This window comes from Streptomyces nitrosporeus (assembly GCF_008704555.1).
GTDB lineage: Bacteria > Actinomycetota > Actinomycetes > Streptomycetales > Streptomycetaceae > Streptomyces > Streptomyces nitrosporeus.
This window is the reverse complement of sequence record NZ_CP023702.1, coordinates 3261954-3277998: the sequence shown is the minus strand read 5'-3', so window position 1 is coordinate 3277998 and position 16045 is coordinate 3261954. Positions and strand designations below refer to the sequence as shown.

Annotated in this window: 19 protein-coding genes; 9 read left to right on the top strand and 10 right to left on the bottom strand. The window is 71.5% G+C overall.

Features of this window, described 5'->3' with window-relative positions; genetic code table 11:
• Positions 1–150: 150 nt before the first annotated feature.
• Both CP967_RS33995 and CP967_RS14405 read right to left on the bottom strand, forming a co-directional pair.
• Positions 151–528 carry a hypothetical protein gene (locus tag CP967_RS33995; RefSeq protein ID WP_167535283.1) on the bottom strand — a complete coding sequence of 126 codons (378 nt, stop codon included), beginning with the start codon at positions 526–528 and terminating at the stop codon, positions 151–153.
• Between the two features lie 18 nt (positions 529–546).
• Positions 547–1536: a helix-turn-helix transcriptional regulator gene (locus CP967_RS14405; RefSeq protein ID WP_150488376.1), complete on the bottom strand. Its 990-nt coding sequence runs from the start codon at positions 1534–1536 to the stop codon at positions 547–549.
• Between the two features lie 92 nt (positions 1537–1628).
• On the opposite strand from CP967_RS14405, the gene CP967_RS14400 reads away from it, so the two are divergent.
• A complete protein-coding gene (locus CP967_RS14400; RefSeq protein WP_150488375.1) occupies positions 1629–2027 on the top strand; it encodes a VOC family protein in 399 nt (132 codons plus the stop codon).
• A gap of 113 nt (positions 2028–2140) precedes the next feature.
• Here the strand turns inward: CP967_RS14400 and CP967_RS14395 are convergent, their stop codons facing one another.
• Both CP967_RS14395 and CP967_RS14390 read right to left on the bottom strand, forming a co-directional pair.
• Entirely contained in the window at positions 2141–2383 is a 243-nt protein-coding gene (locus CP967_RS14395) for a DUF397 domain-containing protein (protein WP_150488374.1), read from the bottom strand.
• Positions 2380–3192 carry a helix-turn-helix domain-containing protein gene (locus CP967_RS14390; protein WP_373300431.1) on the bottom strand — a complete coding sequence of 271 codons (813 nt, stop codon included), beginning with the start codon at positions 3190–3192 and terminating at the stop codon, positions 2380–2382. The genes CP967_RS14395 and CP967_RS14390 overlap by 4 nt, the downstream gene beginning before the upstream one ends.
• A gap of 82 nt (positions 3193–3274) precedes the next feature.
• On the opposite strand from CP967_RS14390, the gene CP967_RS14385 reads away from it, so the two are divergent.
• The 5 genes from CP967_RS14385 (at position 3275) to CP967_RS14365 (ending at position 7879) form a co-directional block, all read left to right on the top strand.
• Complete coding sequence (locus tag CP967_RS14385; protein WP_150488373.1) at positions 3275–3691, top strand: hypothetical protein; 417 nt, start codon at positions 3275–3277, stop codon at positions 3689–3691.
• 169 nt (positions 3692–3860) lie between these two features.
• A complete protein-coding gene (locus CP967_RS14380) occupies positions 3861–4949 on the top strand; it encodes a hypothetical protein (RefSeq protein WP_229888542.1) in 1089 nt (362 codons plus the stop codon).
• Between the two features lie 100 nt (positions 4950–5049).
• Positions 5050–5691, top strand: coding sequence for a TetR/AcrR family transcriptional regulator (locus tag CP967_RS14375; protein ID WP_150488372.1), 642 nt, complete (start codon positions 5050–5052; stop codon positions 5689–5691).
• A 238-nt stretch (positions 5692–5929) separates the two neighbouring features.
• Positions 5930–6940 carry a DMT family transporter gene (locus CP967_RS14370; RefSeq protein ID WP_150488371.1) on the top strand — a complete coding sequence of 337 codons (1011 nt, stop codon included), beginning with the start codon at positions 5930–5932 and terminating at the stop codon, positions 6938–6940.
• A gap of 3 nt (positions 6941–6943) precedes the next feature.
• Positions 6944–7879 (top strand): LysR family transcriptional regulator, encoded by a 936-nt coding sequence (locus CP967_RS14365; protein WP_150488370.1) that lies wholly within the window; start codon positions 6944–6946, stop codon positions 7877–7879.
• A gap of 183 nt (positions 7880–8062) precedes the next feature.
• On the opposite strand, the gene CP967_RS14360 is transcribed toward CP967_RS14365, so the two are convergent.
• The 5 genes from CP967_RS14360 to CP967_RS14340 form a co-directional block, all read right to left on the bottom strand.
• The gene (locus CP967_RS14360; RefSeq protein ID WP_150488369.1) at positions 8063–8884 is read right to left on the bottom strand and encodes an APH(3'') family aminoglycoside O-phosphotransferase; all 822 of its coding nucleotides are present in this window, start codon (positions 8882–8884) and stop codon (positions 8063–8065) included.
• 133 nt (positions 8885–9017) lie between these two features.
• A complete protein-coding gene (locus CP967_RS14355; protein WP_150488368.1) occupies positions 9018–9725 on the bottom strand; it encodes a tyrosine-protein phosphatase in 708 nt (235 codons plus the stop codon).
• A gap of 158 nt (positions 9726–9883) precedes the next feature.
• Positions 9884–10924 (bottom strand): SGNH/GDSL hydrolase family protein, encoded by a 1041-nt coding sequence (locus CP967_RS14350; RefSeq protein WP_229888543.1) that lies wholly within the window; start codon positions 10922–10924, stop codon positions 9884–9886.
• 238 nt (positions 10925–11162) lie between these two features.
• The gene (locus tag CP967_RS14345; protein WP_150488366.1) at positions 11163–12191 is read right to left on the bottom strand and encodes an endonuclease/exonuclease/phosphatase family protein; all 1029 of its coding nucleotides are present in this window, start codon (positions 12189–12191) and stop codon (positions 11163–11165) included.
• An 88-nt stretch (positions 12192–12279) separates the two neighbouring features.
• The gene (locus CP967_RS14340; protein WP_150488365.1) at positions 12280–12999 is read right to left on the bottom strand and encodes a GDSL-type esterase/lipase family protein; all 720 of its coding nucleotides are present in this window, start codon (positions 12997–12999) and stop codon (positions 12280–12282) included.
• 58 nt (positions 13000–13057) lie between these two features.
• Between CP967_RS14340 and CP967_RS14335 the strand changes: the two genes are divergently transcribed.
• Positions 13058–14077, top strand: coding sequence for an SdiA-regulated/phytase-like domain-containing protein (locus tag CP967_RS14335; RefSeq protein ID WP_150488364.1), 1020 nt, complete (start codon positions 13058–13060; stop codon positions 14075–14077).
• A 133-nt stretch (positions 14078–14210) separates the two neighbouring features.
• Here the strand turns inward: CP967_RS14335 and CP967_RS14330 are convergent, their stop codons facing one another.
• The gene (locus CP967_RS14330; protein ID WP_150488363.1) at positions 14211–14612 is read right to left on the bottom strand and encodes a PPOX class F420-dependent oxidoreductase; all 402 of its coding nucleotides are present in this window, start codon (positions 14610–14612) and stop codon (positions 14211–14213) included.
• A gap of 95 nt (positions 14613–14707) precedes the next feature.
• Between CP967_RS14330 and CP967_RS14325 the strand changes: the two genes are divergently transcribed.
• Positions 14708–15313 (top strand): GNAT family N-acetyltransferase, encoded by a 606-nt coding sequence (locus CP967_RS14325; RefSeq protein ID WP_150488362.1) that lies wholly within the window; start codon positions 14708–14710, stop codon positions 15311–15313.
• A gap of 45 nt (positions 15314–15358) precedes the next feature.
• Positions 15359–16027: a class I SAM-dependent DNA methyltransferase gene (locus CP967_RS14320; RefSeq protein ID WP_150488361.1), complete on the top strand. Its 669-nt coding sequence runs from the start codon at positions 15359–15361 to the stop codon at positions 16025–16027.
• Positions 16028–16045 lie beyond the last annotated feature (18 nt).

The window sequence follows — 16045 nt, the reverse complement described above, 5'->3', positions numbered from 1 at the left end:
GTCCTCCGGACCGACGTCCTCGGCGTGGGCGGCCCGGCCCTCCCCGGTCAGCAGATGGGTGCCGGGCCGGCCGCGCTCCCCGGGCGCGGGGGCGCCGGGTGCTCACCGTCCGGGCACGCGGGACAGCTCCCGGCCCGCCGTGCGCGGAGGTCAGTCCGCGTACATGACGATCAGGCACAGGATCCCGAAGGTCACCACGGACCCGCCGAGCAGTGCCAGTGCCGCCGGGACCGCCGCCGTCAGCCGCCTCCTGCCCTTGCGCAGGCCGGCTCGGAGCACCGCGCCGGCCGGGACGAACGGCAGTACGACGAGGGCGAGGCAGACCACCGGCACCAGGAGACGGCTGAACGCGGTGGCGCCGCTGTCGGTGGCCAGCTGCCAGCCGGTCGTACTGAAGACCATGGCCGGACCGGCCAGCAGGAAGAGCGACAGCCCCGACGCCACGGCGACGGTCAGTCCTGCCGTCAGCCGTTCGGTGAAGGCGTGTTCCTGATGCACTTCCGTGTCCTCCCGTTTGTGGTCACTCATGGCTTCGGTTCCTCACGGTCAGACCTGGCGGGCGTAGGACGTGAGGCGTTCGGCGAACGCGGTGACGAGGTCGCGCAGTTCATCGGGGCGCTCGATGACGAACGGCCGGCCGAGCGAGGCGAGCACCGGGGGCAGCCAGTCGAGTTGCTCCGCCCGCAGCTCGACGCGCAGCCAGCGTTCGGCTTCCGGGTCCTCGCCTGCCACGGGAGCGTACTCCTCCAGGCTTGCCACGGAGGCGGGGAGGCGGACGCGGATCTGCCGGGCCGTCCCGTGGATCCGCAGGGTCACCTCATGCCGGTACCCGGCTGTGGCGAACGCCGACAGCACGCGCTGAGCGGGGCCGTGCCCCATGGGTGCTTCGAACGTGCCGGGCAGGGTCCGCGCGTCCGCGATGCGGTCGAGCCGGAAGGTCCGCTCCTCGCCGATCCGGACGTCCTTGCCCGTGACGTACCACCGGTCCGCATGGGCGACGATCCCGTACGCGTGCAGCGTGCGTTCGCTGTGCTGCCCGCCACGGTCGGTGTAGCGGATCGAGACCGGCCGGCAGTGGTGCACCGCGTCGGCGACGGTGAGCAGGACCTCGGCGTCCGGGGGACCGGTGGCGCCGGGCCGGTCCGTGAAGGCGAGGGCTTCCAGGAGCGTGTCGAGCCGGTGGGCGATGCGTTTGGGCAGCACCCGCCGGATCTTGGCCGATGCCGTCTCGCTCGCGGTGGGCCCGGTCGCCGTCAGCCCCGCCCGGCGGCCCGCGACGAGCCCGAGCAGTACGGCCAGTGCCTCGTCGTCGCTGAGCATGAGCGGAGGCAACCGGTATCCGGGGGCGAGCCGGTACCCGCCGTAGCGGCCGCGCACCGATTCCACGGGCACGTCCAGGTCGATCAGCTGTCCCACATACCGCCGCACGGTGCGCCCTTCGACGCCGAGCCGGTCGGCGAGCTCGGCCACGGTCCGGGTGCCGCCCGACTGCAGCAGCTCCAGGAGGGTCAGCACACGGGCGGTCGGGCGGGGCATGCCCGCACCCTAACGCCGATACAGGACCGGTTCTGTCCACTATTTCTCCTAGCCTGCGGCGTGCACGCCTCCAGCACAGCCAAGGAGCCACCATGGACTTCGTATCGATCCGCATCATCACCGACGACGTAACGCGCCTCGTCGAGTTCTACGAGCGAGCCACAGGGGGGCGGGCGACGTGGGCCACCGAGGACTTCGCCGAACTCAGGACCGGGGGCGCGACCCTCGCGATCGCCGGCACCCGTACCGTCCCGCTGTTCGCCCCGGGCTCCGCTCGCCCCGCGGACAACCACAGCGTGATCACCGAGTTCCTCGTCGACGACGTGGACCGTGTCCACAGGAACCTGACCGGCTTCGTCACCGACTTCGTCAATGAGCCCGCCACGATGCCCTGGGGCAACCGGTCGCTGCTGTTCCGCGACCCCGACGGCAACCTCGTCAACTTCTTCACCCCCGTCACCCCGGCGGCCAGGGAGAAGTTCGCACGCTGACGTCAGGCACAGCCGCTCCCACGGGAGCCCTGACACCCCAGGGCTCCCGATGGGCGAGACCGCCGAGCCCGGGAGTGCCGTCAGTCCCGCCCGCACCACTCACGGGGCAATTCTCAACCGCAGGCCACGCCACCGAGGAAGGCCGACCAGGCGGCGGGGGAGAGGGAGAGGGCGGGGACGGTGACGTCCTTGGAGTCGCGGACGTGGACGGTGTGGGGGCAGGCTGCGACCTCGACGCAGTTGCCGCCCTCGTTGCCGCTGTAGGTGGATTTGGTCCAGGAGAGGGCCACCTCTACGCAGTCGCCACCCTGGTTGCCGCTGTAGCTGCTCTTGAACCAGCGGAGGTCGCCGCTCATAGTTCCTCTGCCATCTTCTCGATCATCGTCAGGGACTCCTCGGGAGTGTATGCCTGGGCCCGCAGGAGACCGTACTTGCCGAACAGGTCCCCCAGCGCAGGTTGTTCGGTGATGAAGAAGCCGCCTCCCTGCCCCTCGACATAGGCGAGTTGCCTTCGTTCTGCATTTTCCAGCAGCACGAAGGGGCCGTCGAGTGCCGGGTGGCTCTGTCTGCCGGGCGGCATCACCTGGATCTGCACGTGCCGGAGACCGGCCACCTCGCGAAGGTGCAGCAACTGCTCCCGGAGGATGTGGGGGCCACCGATGGGGCGTGTCAGGGGAGCTGCCTCCAGCACGAAGCTGATGTTGGGGAGCGGCTTCCGTGACAGCAGGTTCTGACGAGCCAGGCGCAGGAGGAGCTTGGCCTCGATCTCGTCATCGTCGAAGGCCGGGTACTGCCCCGACAGCACCGCGCGAGCGTAAGGCTCGGTCTGGAGGAGCCCCGGCACCACATGGGTTTCGTACGCATGGCGTGCGACCGCCCCCGCTTCCTCGTCCTTGAATTCGGCGAACCAGTGCGGCAGTGCGTTGACGTTCAGCTTCTCCCCGGCCGTGATCAGTGCACCCTGTGCACCCGTGGCCGCGTCCGCCGCCGGGACGAAGCCGTTCTTCGGCGGGCGCTCCCCGCGCTCCACCATCGCCACCTGGGACTTGGAGAAACGGATCCTCGCGCCCAGCGACTCCTGCGAGATCCCGGCCTGTTCGCGGAAGAAACGGAGCAGTGCGCCGAACATCTCCGCGTTACCCGTTCCCTGTCCACCGGAATGCACAGCTCCACATCCCGAGTGCACGACAGTGCACAGACACCTTGTGAGGCTGGTCACTGTAGGTGTCGGCCGCCACGCTGTGCGTATGGATCGGAAAACTTCACCGGCACAGGTGCCCGACTGGATTCCCGCGTACGGGCACACACTCCGCCACACGGGCGTCCACTTCGACGCGGTACGGATGATGGGCCTTCTGGGGGAGCAAGTGGCTTACGAGATCATGCAGTTCACCGACTTCCGGGCCGGTCCCATCGTGCGGTCCCGGGTCGGGGAGCGGAACATGTACTTCCTGCTGCCGCCGAAGAGCGCCGCCGCGTACGCCTGGCCGGCGGGCGCGCACCTGATGGGGCGGGACGGGCGGTGCGACGCCTTCGTGGGCGTGCCCGCGCTGGACGGGCACACCTGGCCGCTGGACTGGCGGTCGCGGCCGACGCGGAAGGACCCGTACGTCGATCCGGGGCTTCTGCACGGACTGACGGTCGGCGTTCTGAAGGGTGTCTGATCGAAAAGATGTGCCCCCGCCGGTTGGGGACGGAGGTGTTCGCCGGTGCGGTAGCGTGAGCGCACTATTACGCTCTGTGCGCACATGTGCGCAAAGAGGCGGCCCCCGGTGGTGCAACCAACACCATCCGAGGGCCTTCACCCGCAAGTGGATTCGGATTCCACCAGGAATGCTTCGGCATGTTATCGCGCCCTCCCGGCGCTACACGAAGGCTTCGCACGATGTCACGCGCCACCCGCGCCTGACGAGTGACGCGAAGATCCTCCTGCTGCATGTGCAGGGGCTCCCCGAGGATCGGGCCGACGGCCCGCTCGGCGAATACGCCCGGGAGGTGGGGATCACCGGCCGGGCGTACCAGAAGGCCAAGGAACTGCTGGTCATGAACGGCTTCTTGCGCGAGAAGCAGGTACAGGGGTCACGCGGCCACTGGACGACGACACAGCTGCTGTCGAACGTCCCGCTCACCCCGCAGGAAGCTGTCGCGCTCCAGGGCGCACGCGCGTGCGAACCGTCACCCGCTCCGAGTGCGCAGGCTCCGACGGTCGGTCGGCCGAGGGGCCGGGTGGCTGGTGGTCAACTACCGGTGGAAGAAGAACGGGAGAAGAACTCTCCCCGCCCACCCGCCGAAGAGGCCGCCGAAGAAGCCGCGCCCGGGTCCGTGACCGCGCCCGTAGAGGCACAGGCGCCGGACGGGGCCGCGCAGTCACCGGAAGTCGCCGAGGCGGAACGGGTGTTGCTGTCGCTGCGGCATGTGTGCCAGGAGCTGCGCCTCGGTGCGAAGGACGCCCGCGCCCTGGCCGGTCCGGCGGCTGCCTGGCTGCTGCGGGGCATCACGCCCGCCCAGCTGCGCAAGGCGCTGAGCAGTGCGCTCCCGAAGGACGGGGTGCGGTACGCCCCGGGGTTCCTGCGGTACCGCCTCGTACACGAGATGCCGGAGGAGCCGGAGGCGTCCCGGCCCCGAATGCCGGAGGGGAGGACCGGGGTGGCCGCGCTGGTCCCCTGTGCCGGTCCGGGTGACGAGCACCTGTTCCGTCCGGCCGGGGACGAGGACATGTGCGGCGGGTGGCGACGGGAAGCCGCGTACGAACACTGGCTGCGGCAGCGGGCCTTGGCGGAGGAACAGGCCGGGCCGAGGCCCTGGCGCGAACAATTCGCGGCTGTCAACGGGCCCGAACCGGACTCCCCCGTGACACAGGAGTTCGGGCCGGAGCGGCGGCGCGGCGTGGCGGATTCGGGAGTCGCCGGGTGCTCACAATGACGGAGGCGCGAGGTGGTGTCCCACCCCTCGCCCACGCTCGCGACACCGCTCAGCAGACGCCGCGAACGGACGGAGATGTGGCAGACGAAGGAGGATCGTCGTGGATGTCTCGGTGGACCAGGTGACCGGCACGGTGGACAGGGCGCGTACGCGAGCCCGTGAAGCCCTGCTGGAAGCGGGGCTGGAGCTCTTCGGGGTCTACGGCTACGCGCAGACGTCGGAACAGGCGCTGTGCGAGGCGGCCGGAGTGCCGGAGGAGGTCCTGTGGGAGGAGTTCGGCTCCCGCGAGGGCATCCTGCTGACCCTGCACAACCAGGTGACGACCAAGGGCCTGCGGGCCGCGGAGCAGGCGCTGCTCTCGGAGGGCATGGACGACTGCCCCGTGGAACAGCGCTTCCGTCGGCTCTTCGACGCCTACGTGTACGCGGTGACCAACGACCTCCGCGAGGCGCGTGTGACGTTCGTCGAGGTGCTGGGTGTCAGTCACGCGGTCGATGAACACTGCCGGCGGTGGCGTGAGCTGTGGGCGGACTTCCTCACCGGGGAAGCCGAGCGCGCGGCGGTGCGCGGGGAGGCCGAGGAGCGGGACAACCGGGTGGTGGTGATGGTGATGGTGGCCTCCGTACACGAACTGATGGCCCATCACAGTCGCCGCCCGCGCCGCGCCCGCGCCGACGAGGTCTCGGCCGAACTGACCCGGCTGGGAATGGAGATGATGGGCATCGCGCCGAAGGACGGGTGAGCGGGTGGCGGGGTGTATGTCCTGGGCTGTCGGCGGCACCTCGGCGGGACGTGTGGTCATCCGCTGCGGCGGGGGAGCGGACCCGGGGCCGGGCCGGGCTGGGAATCGGGCTGCTCGCCCCGGTCTCCGGCCTGTGCGAAGTGCTCGGCTGCCACTTCCCTACAGATAAGTACAGCTAACCGTTTAAGGCGAAAAGACTAAATGGAACTTTTCGTCCCAGGTGGGGATGCTGGACCGTATGCAGCCACACCTCGTCTCCTCCCGCTTCCTCGCCCTGACCGGCACCGTGGTCCTGTGGGCCTCGGCCTTTCCCGCCATCCGGGTCGGGGTCGACGGTCTGGGGGTGCAGGCCCTGTCGTTCCTGCGGATCGCGGTCGCTGCCGTCGCCCTGCTGCTGGTGGCGCCGTTCGCGAAGGTCCGTGTGCCACGGCCCCGCGACCTGCCCATGATCGCCTTGTGCGGGGTGACCGGCATCACCGCCTACCAGCTCCTGCTCAACTGGGGCGAGGTGAACGTGGCGGCCGGTACGGCGAGTCTGTTGATCGCGATCGTCCCCGCCTTCAGCGTGCTGCTGGGAAGCCTGTTCCTCAAGGAGCGGGTGAGCCGCCACATCGTCCTCGGCACCGTCGTCGCGCTCGCCGGCGCGGCCGTCGTCAGCATGGCCAAGGGCACCGGCGGGTTCACCGTCTCCGCCCTCATCGTCCTGGCCGCCGCCGTGGTCCAAGGGGTGTACCACGTCGCCACCAAGCCCCTGCTGCGTCACTACACCGGCCTGGAGGTCGCCACCTACGCGATGGTCGCCGGCATGGTCTTCGCTCTGCCGCTGGCCCCCGCCACCTGGCACGCGACCCTGCGGGCACCGGCCGACGCCTTGGCCTGCGCGTTCTACCTGGGCCTGCTTCCCTCCGCGCTCGGCTTCGTCATCTGGGCGTATGCCGTCGCCCGGCTGCCGCTCGCCACCTCCACCGCCTCCCTGTACCTGGTCCCGCCGATGACCCTGGTCATCTCCTTCGCCTGGCTGGGCGAGGTGCCTCACCTCATCGAGCTGGCGGGCGGGGCGGTTGGCGTCGCGGGAGTGATCATGATCAACGGGCGGAGCCCGGCACGGCGCCACCGCGGAGAGCGAGGAGGCGCCCCCGGCCGGCCTACGGGCGGCCGGCCCGCGACCGTACACGGAGGGAACGCCCGCCGCGGTCCGCACCGCATCGCGGAAACCGTCCCCGGCAGCCCCGGACCGACCAAGGAGTAAGCCGTGCTCGATGTACGCCGTCTGCGCATCCTCCAGCACCTCGCCGCGTACGGGACCGTCGCGGCCACCGCGGAGGCCCTCCACCTGACTCCGCCGGCGGTCTCCCAGCACCTCGCCGCCCTCCAGAAGGAGGCCGGTACGCCGGTGGTGGAGAAGCAGGGGCGCACACTGCGGCTGACCGCGGCCGGTGAGCTGCTGGTGGCTCATGCCGAGATCATCCTCGCGGAACTCGCGGCAGCCGAGTCCGGCCTGGCAGCCCTGCAGAGCGGCCGGCGCGGCATCGTGCGGATCACCGCCTTCGCCTCCGCCGCCCGCACCCTCGTCGCACCCCTCTGGCAGCGGCTGGCCGAGACCGGCCCCGACCCGGAGCTGTCGCTGCGCCTGTCCGTGCAGGAACCCGACAGAGCCCTCGACGAACTGCACAAGCGATCCACCGACCTCGCCCTGGTCCACAGCTACACCGTGCTGCCACGCAGCTTCTCCGCCGCCTACGAACAGACCCTCCTCATGGAGGAACCGGTGCTGCTCGCCCTGCACCCCCGCCAGGCCGGCGAACTGGGTCTTCAGCCCGGACAGCCGGTGGACCTGTCCCGGACGGCAGATCTGCCCTGGCTCACCCCGGGACCGGAGACCTCCTGCTACGAGATGATCCAACGGGCCTGCGGCGCAGCCGGTTTCGTCCCGGACATCAGGACCCGTAGCAGTGACTTCAGCGTGCTGACGGCCCTGGTCGCCGCAGGGGCGGGCACCGCCCTCATCCCCCGCATGGCACTACCCGACACCACCGAGTCCCTCAGCCTCCACCCGTTGCTCCACCCCGTCTCCCGGTCCGTCTTCACCGTCAGCCGTGCGGGAACCGGCAAGCGCCCCGACCTGCGGCGCGTACTGCGACTGCTCCACGACCCGGCCGTGGCCCCCGGCACCGGAGGGCTCGCGTGAACGGCCCTTCGTCCGGGGGAGACGTATCCGCGCTTGTCGCCACGGGCGGCGGACCGCGCGGGACCGGCTGAGACCGCCCGGGACCTATCCGGGACCGCCCGGGACCATTCGGGGCCGCCTGGGTGGCCGGGTCGCGCCGCCGGCGTTTTCCCCCGGTCCGCCCGGCGGTCCCCGCGCGTTCGGTCAGCCCCAGGTGAGCGGGTCGAGATGGAGGTAGAACCGGAGGCGGTCGTGGTCCAGGGTGATTCCGTACCCCTCGGCGAACGCCGTGTCCGCGGCCCGTCCCCGTTCCTCGTCCGGCCATGTCTCCCGTGCGTTGGCGAGCAGGAGCGCCAGGTCCGCGTAGCGGTCGGCCAGGCCGAGGCGGCCCAGGTCGATGAAGCCCGACACGTCCAGGGTCCGCGGATCGAGGATGATGTTGGGCAGGCACAGGTCCCCGTGGCAGACGACCGTGTCGGCGGCCTCCTGCTCCCGCCGCCGTGGGACCTGCCGGGTGAGGCGGTCCAGCAGCTCCGGAGCGGGCGTGTGCTCCTGCTCGACGGGGAGGAACTCCGGGTTGACGGCGTCGCGGGCGACGACGTCGCGCGCCAGGGCGACCATGGCGTCCAGGTCCCGGCGGAACGGGCACCGCGGCATGGGGATGCCGTGCAGCCGGCGCACCGCGTCCGCGATGGGCCCCCAGGCGGCCCACAGGTCCTCGGCGGGCACCTGGTCAGCGGGTATGCCAAGGACGGCGCTGGTCATCAGGCATGCGCCGGCGTCACCGGAACGCCAGTCGAGCACGCGGGGACCGGGCACACCCTGATCGTTCAGCCAGGCGACCCGGTCGCGCTCGGCCTCCAGACCGGCCGCGTCCGCAGCGGACACGCACTTGGCATACCGGGTGGCGTCCGCGCTGCGGAAGACAGCCGCTCCCGACTCGCCTGCGGTGACGGGCGACCAGTCACCGACCCCTGCGGCGAGGAGCACCGGCGGTACGGCCTGAGGCCCAGGGGGATCGCTCATGGCGGCCACCTTAGCCAGCCCCGGCGGCCGGCCCGGGGACGCGGGATCTCCGCACCGCCACGTACCCGGCGTGCGGCAGGGCGCGGCCCGCGCGAAACGGCCTGGAGCGTGTCTCTCCGACGAGCGGTGGGGGTCATGCGGGAGCGGCAGGCGGACGGATCGCTGACGCTCTCCCGGGCAGTACGGAGAGGTCTTCCTCCGTGGCGCCCTGGGTCCGGAGGTAGGCGGGCACGGAGCCGTGGTGGCTGCGGACCCACAGGAGCGCGCGGCGCAGGTGTTCCGCCGCGACCGGCAGGGTGTTGTGCCCCCGTGGGCCCGACGGCCGCGCGACGGGCAGACCCAGCTCGGCGTTGGAACGCACGAAGTCCGCGGCCACCTCCGCCTCGGACGCCCCGAACAGCGTCTGCACGAGGGCGATCACGACGCCGGTCCTGTCCTTCCCCGACGCACAGTGGACGAGCACCGGCCCCTTGTCCTCGGTACGCAGGTGTCGTAGTACCGCCAGCACCGCACGTCCGGAACGCTCGGCCATCGACGGGTAGAGCTCCATCTGCTCCCGTGGCCACCGCTGTTCGGTGAAGACCGGGACGTGCAGGCACCTGATCGCCGTCCCGTGCAGGGAATCCGGCCGCTCGGTGACCTCGGGGCGGCTGCGCAGGTCGATGACCGTACGCACCCCGAGGCTCTCCAGCTCATGTGCCCCCTTCGCCGACATCGCGTGCAGCGTGCCGGACCGGTAGAGGACGCCGGGCGGCAATGCCCCCGGTCCGCCGGCGTCCCGGAAGTTCCGTACCCCCTCGACACCGGCCCGCGTCGCTGCTCCCACCCCGTTGACCGTCATCGGCTCACTGTATGTTCCGAACGGCACACGCCCTACAACAGGACCCGGGACGCCGGCGGCGGCGATCGGTACGGCTACGGGACCAGCCCCTCGGCCTGCGGCCGGACCCGACGCCGGGGGCAGCGGTCCCCGGCCCGGCCCGCGGGCGGTCGTGCCCCTCACCATCCTGTCGGCAGACCGCTGAGGAACGGGGCGAGCCGGCCGGCTATCACCCGGTCGTCGTGAGCCGAGGTGTGCTGGTCGCATCCGAGGAAGTCCAGGCCCGACTGATCGAGGAACCAGTAGTGGACCCCGTTGTCGCCGGCGGCGTTGCGTGCCTCGACCACCTGCCGCACGTACTCGGTGTTCCTGTCGAAACCGACGGCCACGAGGGCGGTGCCGTCACCGTAGCGGGCCCGCAGCTCCTGGAGGAACTCGCCGTAGGCGGTGCGGTAGGCGGCCGCGAGGCTGTCGGGCGTCCACGGTTCACCGGGGGTGAGGTCGGAGAAGTCGTTGGCGCCGAGGTTGACCACCACGATCTGGGGGCGCCACGTCCCCGGGTTCCGCCAGACGTCGCCGTCCACGTTCAGCAGGGCGCGGTCGTAGTAGGTCCGGTAGGTGACGTCCGGGGTGATACCGGCGACGTTGCGCACCATGCCGAGGCCGGAGAAGCCGTTGATCTGGTAATCGGCGTCCAGCATCCGGGCGGTGAGGGCGCCGTGGCTCACGTCGGTGTGGGTGTTCCGCCTGACCTGCTCCGGATCACAGTCGCGGGTGCCCGAGACATTTCCGTATCCCACCGTGATGGAGTCCCCGATGAACTCGATCTGGCGGTCCCGGGGGGCCGGTTTGCCCAGTACGGCGCCCCCGGGCGCGGCGACGAAGCCTTTGAACGTGCTGGTGTCCCCCGGGGTCTCATTGCGCTTGACGACCCGGACCGTGTGCTCGCCGTCCCGCAGGCCGTTGATCCAGTGCGTGGTGTCGCCGGGTGTGACCAGGGTGGCGACGGTGGCCCCGTCGACCTGGACGTCGTAGTCGGCGGCCGCGCAGTCGAGCACCACCCCGAGGCCGGTTCCGCGGAAGCGACCCTCGAAATACACCCCGGGCCAGCTGAACTGCACCGACTTCCCCAGGTCCTTGATCCGCCCCGCGGTGTGGAACTGCTCCGAGACGCTCTTCCCGGGAGCCGGGTGCCTCCCGCGTCCCGGCTTCGGGTCCATGCCTCCGGAAACCATCTGCGTGCCGTCTCCCCGGTCCTGTGGCGCATCGGTGGGTCTCGGCCGAACATCCGACATCCCTTCCTCGATGTCAATCGAATTAAAGGGATGAAACAGGTCAAAAGCATTCTATTGTATGCGCCTTGGTGCGCCGTTCACTCATCTGCGCATGCCGGACATCGTATGTCTCGCATGCCCGGGAGGCCGGGAGAAGCGGACCGGGACCACAGGGCCGGCCGTCTCAGAACCTGATGCGGGCCGCGACCGGAAGGTGGTCGCTGTCCGTCGCCGGGAGCGTCCAGAGGGAGGTGACCCGGGCCGAGCGGGTCAGGATCTGGTCGATCCGGGCCACGGGGAGCTTCGCGGGCCAGCTGAAGGCGAAGTCCGTGTCGGGGGTGCTCATCCGGGTGGTGACCGGGCGCAGGCCCCGGTCGTCCAGGGTGCTGTTGAGGTCGCCGAGCAGGATCACCCGGTCGAGGGGTTCGGCGGCGATTGCCTCGCCGAGCAGGACGGAACTCTCGTCCCGCCACTCGGACTTCAGCCCGCCCACGCCCAGCCGGATGGACGGCAGGTGGGCGACGTAGACGGCTATCTCGCCCCGGGGGGTGTGCGCGGTCGCCCGCAGGCCGCGGTCCCAGCCCTCCCCGACCGCCTCCGGCTTGATGTCGACCTTGCGCACGCCGGACAGGGGGAACTTCGACCAGAGGCCCACCGTGCCCTGTGCGGCGTGGTGCGGGTAGTCGGCCGCCAGGGTGCTCCGGAACGCCGGGAGGACGGCGGGGGAAAGCTCCTCCAGGGCGATGATGTCGGCCCCGGCGTCCAGGAGCCGGGCCGCGGTGCCCTGGGGGTCGGGGTTCACGTCGCTGACGTTGTGCTGGAGAGCGGTGAGGTCGTGGCCGCCCTCGCCGGGCCCGCCCGGGGGCAGCAGCCCGCCGAAGAGGACGAGCCAGACGACGGCCGGAGCCAGGGACGCGGCCAGCGCGGTGTACGAACGGCGTACGGCGGCCAGGACGAGCAGCAGCGGGACCGCCAGCCCCAGCCACGGCAGGAAGGTTTCGAGCAGACTGCCCACGCGGCCCGGGGTGTTGGGGACGAACCGGTGGAGGGCGAGGAGCAGCGCCACCACCACGGACAGCCCCGCCGGCACCCGCCCCCGGGACCACCGGCCCCCTCGACGGCCACCGGACGCACCGCTGTGGTCGCCGCTGCCGCTGTTGCCGCTGTCGCTGTCCGGGGCCGCCCCGTCGCCCGTGCCCGCCGTCTGCCTCATCGTCCGCCCGGTCCTTCTCGCCTGACCCGTTCCCTGCGGTGACGTTCCGCCCGCCCGCTCCGGTTCCGGGGCCCTGCCCCGTCCGGGCTCAGGAGGCGGCGGCCAGGGCGGGAGCGGGGGCGGTGGCGGGGGCGTACGGGCCGCCGAGGGACCAGGCCCGGTGCATCGCGTCCGCGAAGGCGCCGGCCAGCCGGTGCTCGCCGGAAGGGCCGGGGTGGGTCCCGTCGTAGGTGTCCGTGTGGATGTCGTAGCCCTCGGGGCGGCCGGTGAGGACGAGCGGGGAGGCCGGGGTGGAGAGGTCGGTGACCGCCTGGCCGAGCAGCGCGTTGAAGCGCTCGCACTCAGCCGCGAAGGGGGCGTCGGACTCTGCCCGTATGTTCGGGATGACGGGGAGCAGGACCATCCTGACGTGCGGGTTCGCCGTGCGGGCGGCGGTGATGAACGCCCGTGCGTTCTGGGCGGTCTGCCCGCTGTCGGTGTAGAAACCGAGGTCGATCAGGCCCAGCGAGACCAGCAGGACGTCCGCGCGGGCCGCCGCGACGGTGTCGGCGATGACCGGCGCCATGTGCATCCAGCCCTCGCCCCAGCCGGCCAGGTGCCGGCGGGCGTTCGCGGGGAAGGACGGGTCGGCGTACGCGTCGGAGAGCGGGGCCGCGGCCTCGGTGTCGTACAGCCCGGTGCGCGGACCGGTGATCGTGTAGGCGCCGTCACCGAGGGTCGCTCCGAGGTGCTGCCACATGCGGTAGCGCCAGGTGAAGTCGCCGGCCCTGCCTATGGTCATGGAGTCGCCGACGAAGAGAAAACGCATGGCCACATCATGGCGGATCCCCGCTACGCGCCGGTACGTGACAGTGGACACTTGTGTCATGAGATCGCCGCGCACCGTTTCCGCCGTCGCCGCCCTGCTGTTGTCCTGCGCGGGGGCGGCCACCCCCGCCGTGGCGGACGACGGTGACGCGGCGGACCGGAGCTTCACGATCGAGGACCCCCGGATCACCGAGTCCAGCGGCCTCGCGGCCAGCCGCATCCACCCGGGCGTCTACTGGACGCACAACGACAGCGACGACGGCCCGTACGTGTTCGCCGTCGACTCGCGGACGGGGAAGACCGTCGCGACGATCACCATGCGCGGGGTCGGCGCACCGCGTGACGTGGAGGCGATCTCGCTCGGCCCGGACGGGAACCTGTACGTCGGGGACATCGGCGACAACCTCGACGGCTCCTGGGACCACGTCTGGATCTACCGCTTCCCCGAGCCGGAGCGGCTCGCGGACGCCACCGTCCAGGCCACCCAGTTCGACGTGAAGTACGCCGACGGCGCCCGCAACGCCGAGGCGCTGATGGTCCACCCGAAGACGGGCCGGGTCTACATCGCGTCGAAGAACGAGGACGGCGGCGGACTCTACGAAGGCCCGGCGAAGCTGTCCACGGGCGGCGCCAACGTCTTCACACGGGTGGGGGAGGTGCCGTGGGTGACGGACGGGGCCTTCTCGCCCGACGGTGAACACCTGGTGCTGCGCTCGTACTTCAGCGCCCGGGGGTACGAGTTCGCGGACGGCAGGCTGGGCGCGGACCACGCGGTGAGCGCCCCGCTCCAGGGGCAGTCCGAGTCGGTGACCTACACGGCGGACGGCACGGCGATGATGTTCGGCTCCGAGGGGAAGCGGAGCGATGTCGTACGGGTGGAAGCCACCGCCGCGGACGGCAACGGAGGCGGGGACGGCGAGGGCCGGGCCGGGGGCGCCTCGAAGGACGGGGAGCGGGGTACGGCGGGCGACGGCGGCGGGGCGGAGAAGGGCACCGTGACCGGGGGCGCGGTGCTGCTCGGCGTCGTCCTGCTGGCCGTCTTCGGCCTCAAGCGGCGCAGGCGCGGCGACGGGGGGTGAACCGGGCGGACGGGCCCGGCGCCGGGCGTCTCCCGGCCCTCCGTGCCGGTCACGGCCCTATGCGCGGGCCGGCCCTCCGTGCCGTCGGTCCTCCGTGCCGTCGGTCCTCCGCGCCGTCGGTCCTCCGCGCCGGTCAGTCCTCCGTGCCGATCGGCCGCAGCTCGTAGTGCAGGGTGCGGTCGCGCTTCAGGCGGTGGGTGAGGGGGACGGCCACGCCCTGGAGCGCGGGGTACTTCCGCGACAGCGCCCGGGAGGCGTGGGTGTTCTCCTTCGACCCCGGCGGCAGCAGCCGCGCCCATGCCTTCACCGGCGGGCCGGTCGGGGCGCCTCGCACGGTACACGGAGCGATCTCCACGACCGGGTGGTTGCGCATCCGGTCGACCTTCCAGGCCGAGGAGAACGTACGGATATAGGCGTGGTCGCCCTCGACGGCGATGCTCACGGGCGTACGGGCGGCCGATCCGTCCGGCCTGCGGCTGCTGAGCAGGACGGTGTACTGCTTCACGAACGGCTCCAGCTCACGGATCGTCTCCATATCTCCCATGGTGCATGAAAGGTGTGTATGGGCATATTTGTCATGGTTTTATTTCGTGTTCTCCTGCCCTGGCCCCGGTGTAAGGTCCGCAGATCATGACGGCACCCCACCGACCTCAGACCCACCGGCCTCAGGCCCACCGGTCCGCACCCCACCGGCCCGCGCCCTTCGCCACCCGCCGCCTCGACGCCGTACCGCTGGATCCCGCGCACGCCGACGAGATGGCGGGCGTGCTCGCCGGCCCCGCTCTGTACGCGTACACGGGAGGCGCCCCCGAGGACGCGGTGTCCCTGCGCGCCCGGTACGAGCGGCAGTGCGCCGGCCCGTCCGACCCCGCCGAACGGTGGTGGAACTGGGTGCTGCGGATCCGTGAGGACGGCCGTCTGGCGGGTTACGTCCAGGCGACCGTGCGGGGTCCCCGGGCCGAGGTGGCCTGGGTGCTGGGGACGGAGTGGCAGGGCCGGGGGTACGCCAAGGAGGCCGCGGCCGGACTGGCCGGACACCTGGCGGACCGGTACGGGATCCGGACCGTGGTCGCCCACATCCACCCGGATCACGCGGCGTCCGCCGCGGTCGCCGCCGCGGCGGGGCTGGCTCCCACGGAGGTGCGGCAGGACGGCGAGGTGCGGTACGTCCTGCACCCGTCCGGCACGCGGCGGGAGGACGAGGTGCGTGGATGCGGAAACGGGAACGGGCTGTGAGCAGGCCCGTTCCCGGCCAAGGGCTGTCCCTTAAGCTGCCCGACCGTGACCGAACCTGACTTCCTGCACACCACCCGGACTTCGTACGACGCCTTCGCCGGCTTCTACGCCGAGCTCTTCCAGGACGAGTTGAACGCCAAGCCGCTCGAACGGCATGTGCTCGCGGCCTTCGCCGAACTCGCCGCGTCGGACGGCGGCGGACGCCCGGTCGCCGACGTCGGCTGCGGCACGGGCCGGGTGACGGCGTACCTGCACGGGCTGGGTGCCGACGTGTTCGGCATCGACCTCTCGCCCGGGATGCTGGCACAGGCCCGAAGCCGCTACCCCCACCTGCGGTTCGAAGAGGGCTCGATGCTCGCCCTGGACCTCCCGGACGACGCGCTCGGCGGGCTGCTGGCCTGGTACTCGGTCATCCACGTCCCGGACGAGCGGCTCCCGGAGGTGTTCGCGGAGTTCCTCCGGGTGCTCACCCCGGGCGGCCACCTCCTGCTGGGCTTCCAGGTGGGTGAGGAGGCGCTGCACCTGACCGAGGCCGGCGGCCACCGGGTCTCGCTGGACTTCCATCGCCGCCGCCCCGAAGCGCTGGCGGCCCTGCTGACCGGGGCCGGGCTGGAGCTGCGGGCCACGCTCCTGCGGGAGCGGGACGGCGAAGGACCCTTCCCCGAGAAGACCCCGCAGGCGTACCTGATGGCCCGCAAACCGGCCGCCGGGTGACACCGAACGGGCACCGTG

Excerpts from the sequence above, each read along its gene's own strand:
- CP967_RS33995 (WP_167535283.1), bottom strand. The coding sequence starts at position 528 with ATGAGTGACCACAAACGGGAGGACACGGAAGTGCATCAGGAACACGCC.
- CP967_RS14405 (WP_150488376.1), bottom strand. The coding sequence starts at position 1,536 with ATGCCCCGCCCGACCGCCCGTGTGCTGACCCTCCTGGAGCTGCTGCAG.
- CP967_RS14400 (WP_150488375.1), top strand. The coding sequence starts at position 1,629 with ATGGACTTCGTATCGATCCGCATCATCACCGACGACGTAACGCGCCTC.
- CP967_RS14395 (WP_150488374.1), bottom strand. The coding sequence starts at position 2,383 with ATGAGCGGCGACCTCCGCTGGTTCAAGAGCAGCTACAGCGGCAACCAG.
- CP967_RS14385 (WP_150488373.1), top strand. The coding sequence starts at position 3,275 with ATGGATCGGAAAACTTCACCGGCACAGGTGCCCGACTGGATTCCCGCG.
- CP967_RS14380 (WP_229888542.1), top strand. The coding sequence starts at position 3,861 with ATGCTTCGGCATGTTATCGCGCCCTCCCGGCGCTACACGAAGGCTTCG.
- CP967_RS14370 (WP_150488371.1), top strand. The coding sequence starts at position 5,930 with ATGCAGCCACACCTCGTCTCCTCCCGCTTCCTCGCCCTGACCGGCACC.
- CP967_RS14360 (WP_150488369.1), bottom strand. The coding sequence starts at position 8,884 with ATGAGCGATCCCCCTGGGCCTCAGGCCGTACCGCCGGTGCTCCTCGCC.
- CP967_RS14355 (WP_150488368.1), bottom strand. The coding sequence starts at position 9,725 with ATGACGGTCAACGGGGTGGGAGCAGCGACGCGGGCCGGTGTCGAGGGG.
- CP967_RS14350 (WP_229888543.1), bottom strand. The coding sequence starts at position 10,924 with ATGGACCCGAAGCCGGGACGCGGGAGGCACCCGGCTCCCGGGAAGAGC.
- CP967_RS14345 (WP_150488366.1), bottom strand. The coding sequence starts at position 12,191 with ATGAGGCAGACGGCGGGCACGGGCGACGGGGCGGCCCCGGACAGCGAC.
- CP967_RS14340 (WP_150488365.1), bottom strand. The coding sequence starts at position 12,999 with ATGCGTTTTCTCTTCGTCGGCGACTCCATGACCATAGGCAGGGCCGGC.
- CP967_RS14335 (WP_150488364.1), top strand. The coding sequence starts at position 13,058 with ATGAGATCGCCGCGCACCGTTTCCGCCGTCGCCGCCCTGCTGTTGTCC.
- CP967_RS14330 (WP_150488363.1), bottom strand. The coding sequence starts at position 14,612 with ATGGAGACGATCCGTGAGCTGGAGCCGTTCGTGAAGCAGTACACCGTC.
- CP967_RS14325 (WP_150488362.1), top strand. The coding sequence starts at position 14,708 with ATGACGGCACCCCACCGACCTCAGACCCACCGGCCTCAGGCCCACCGG.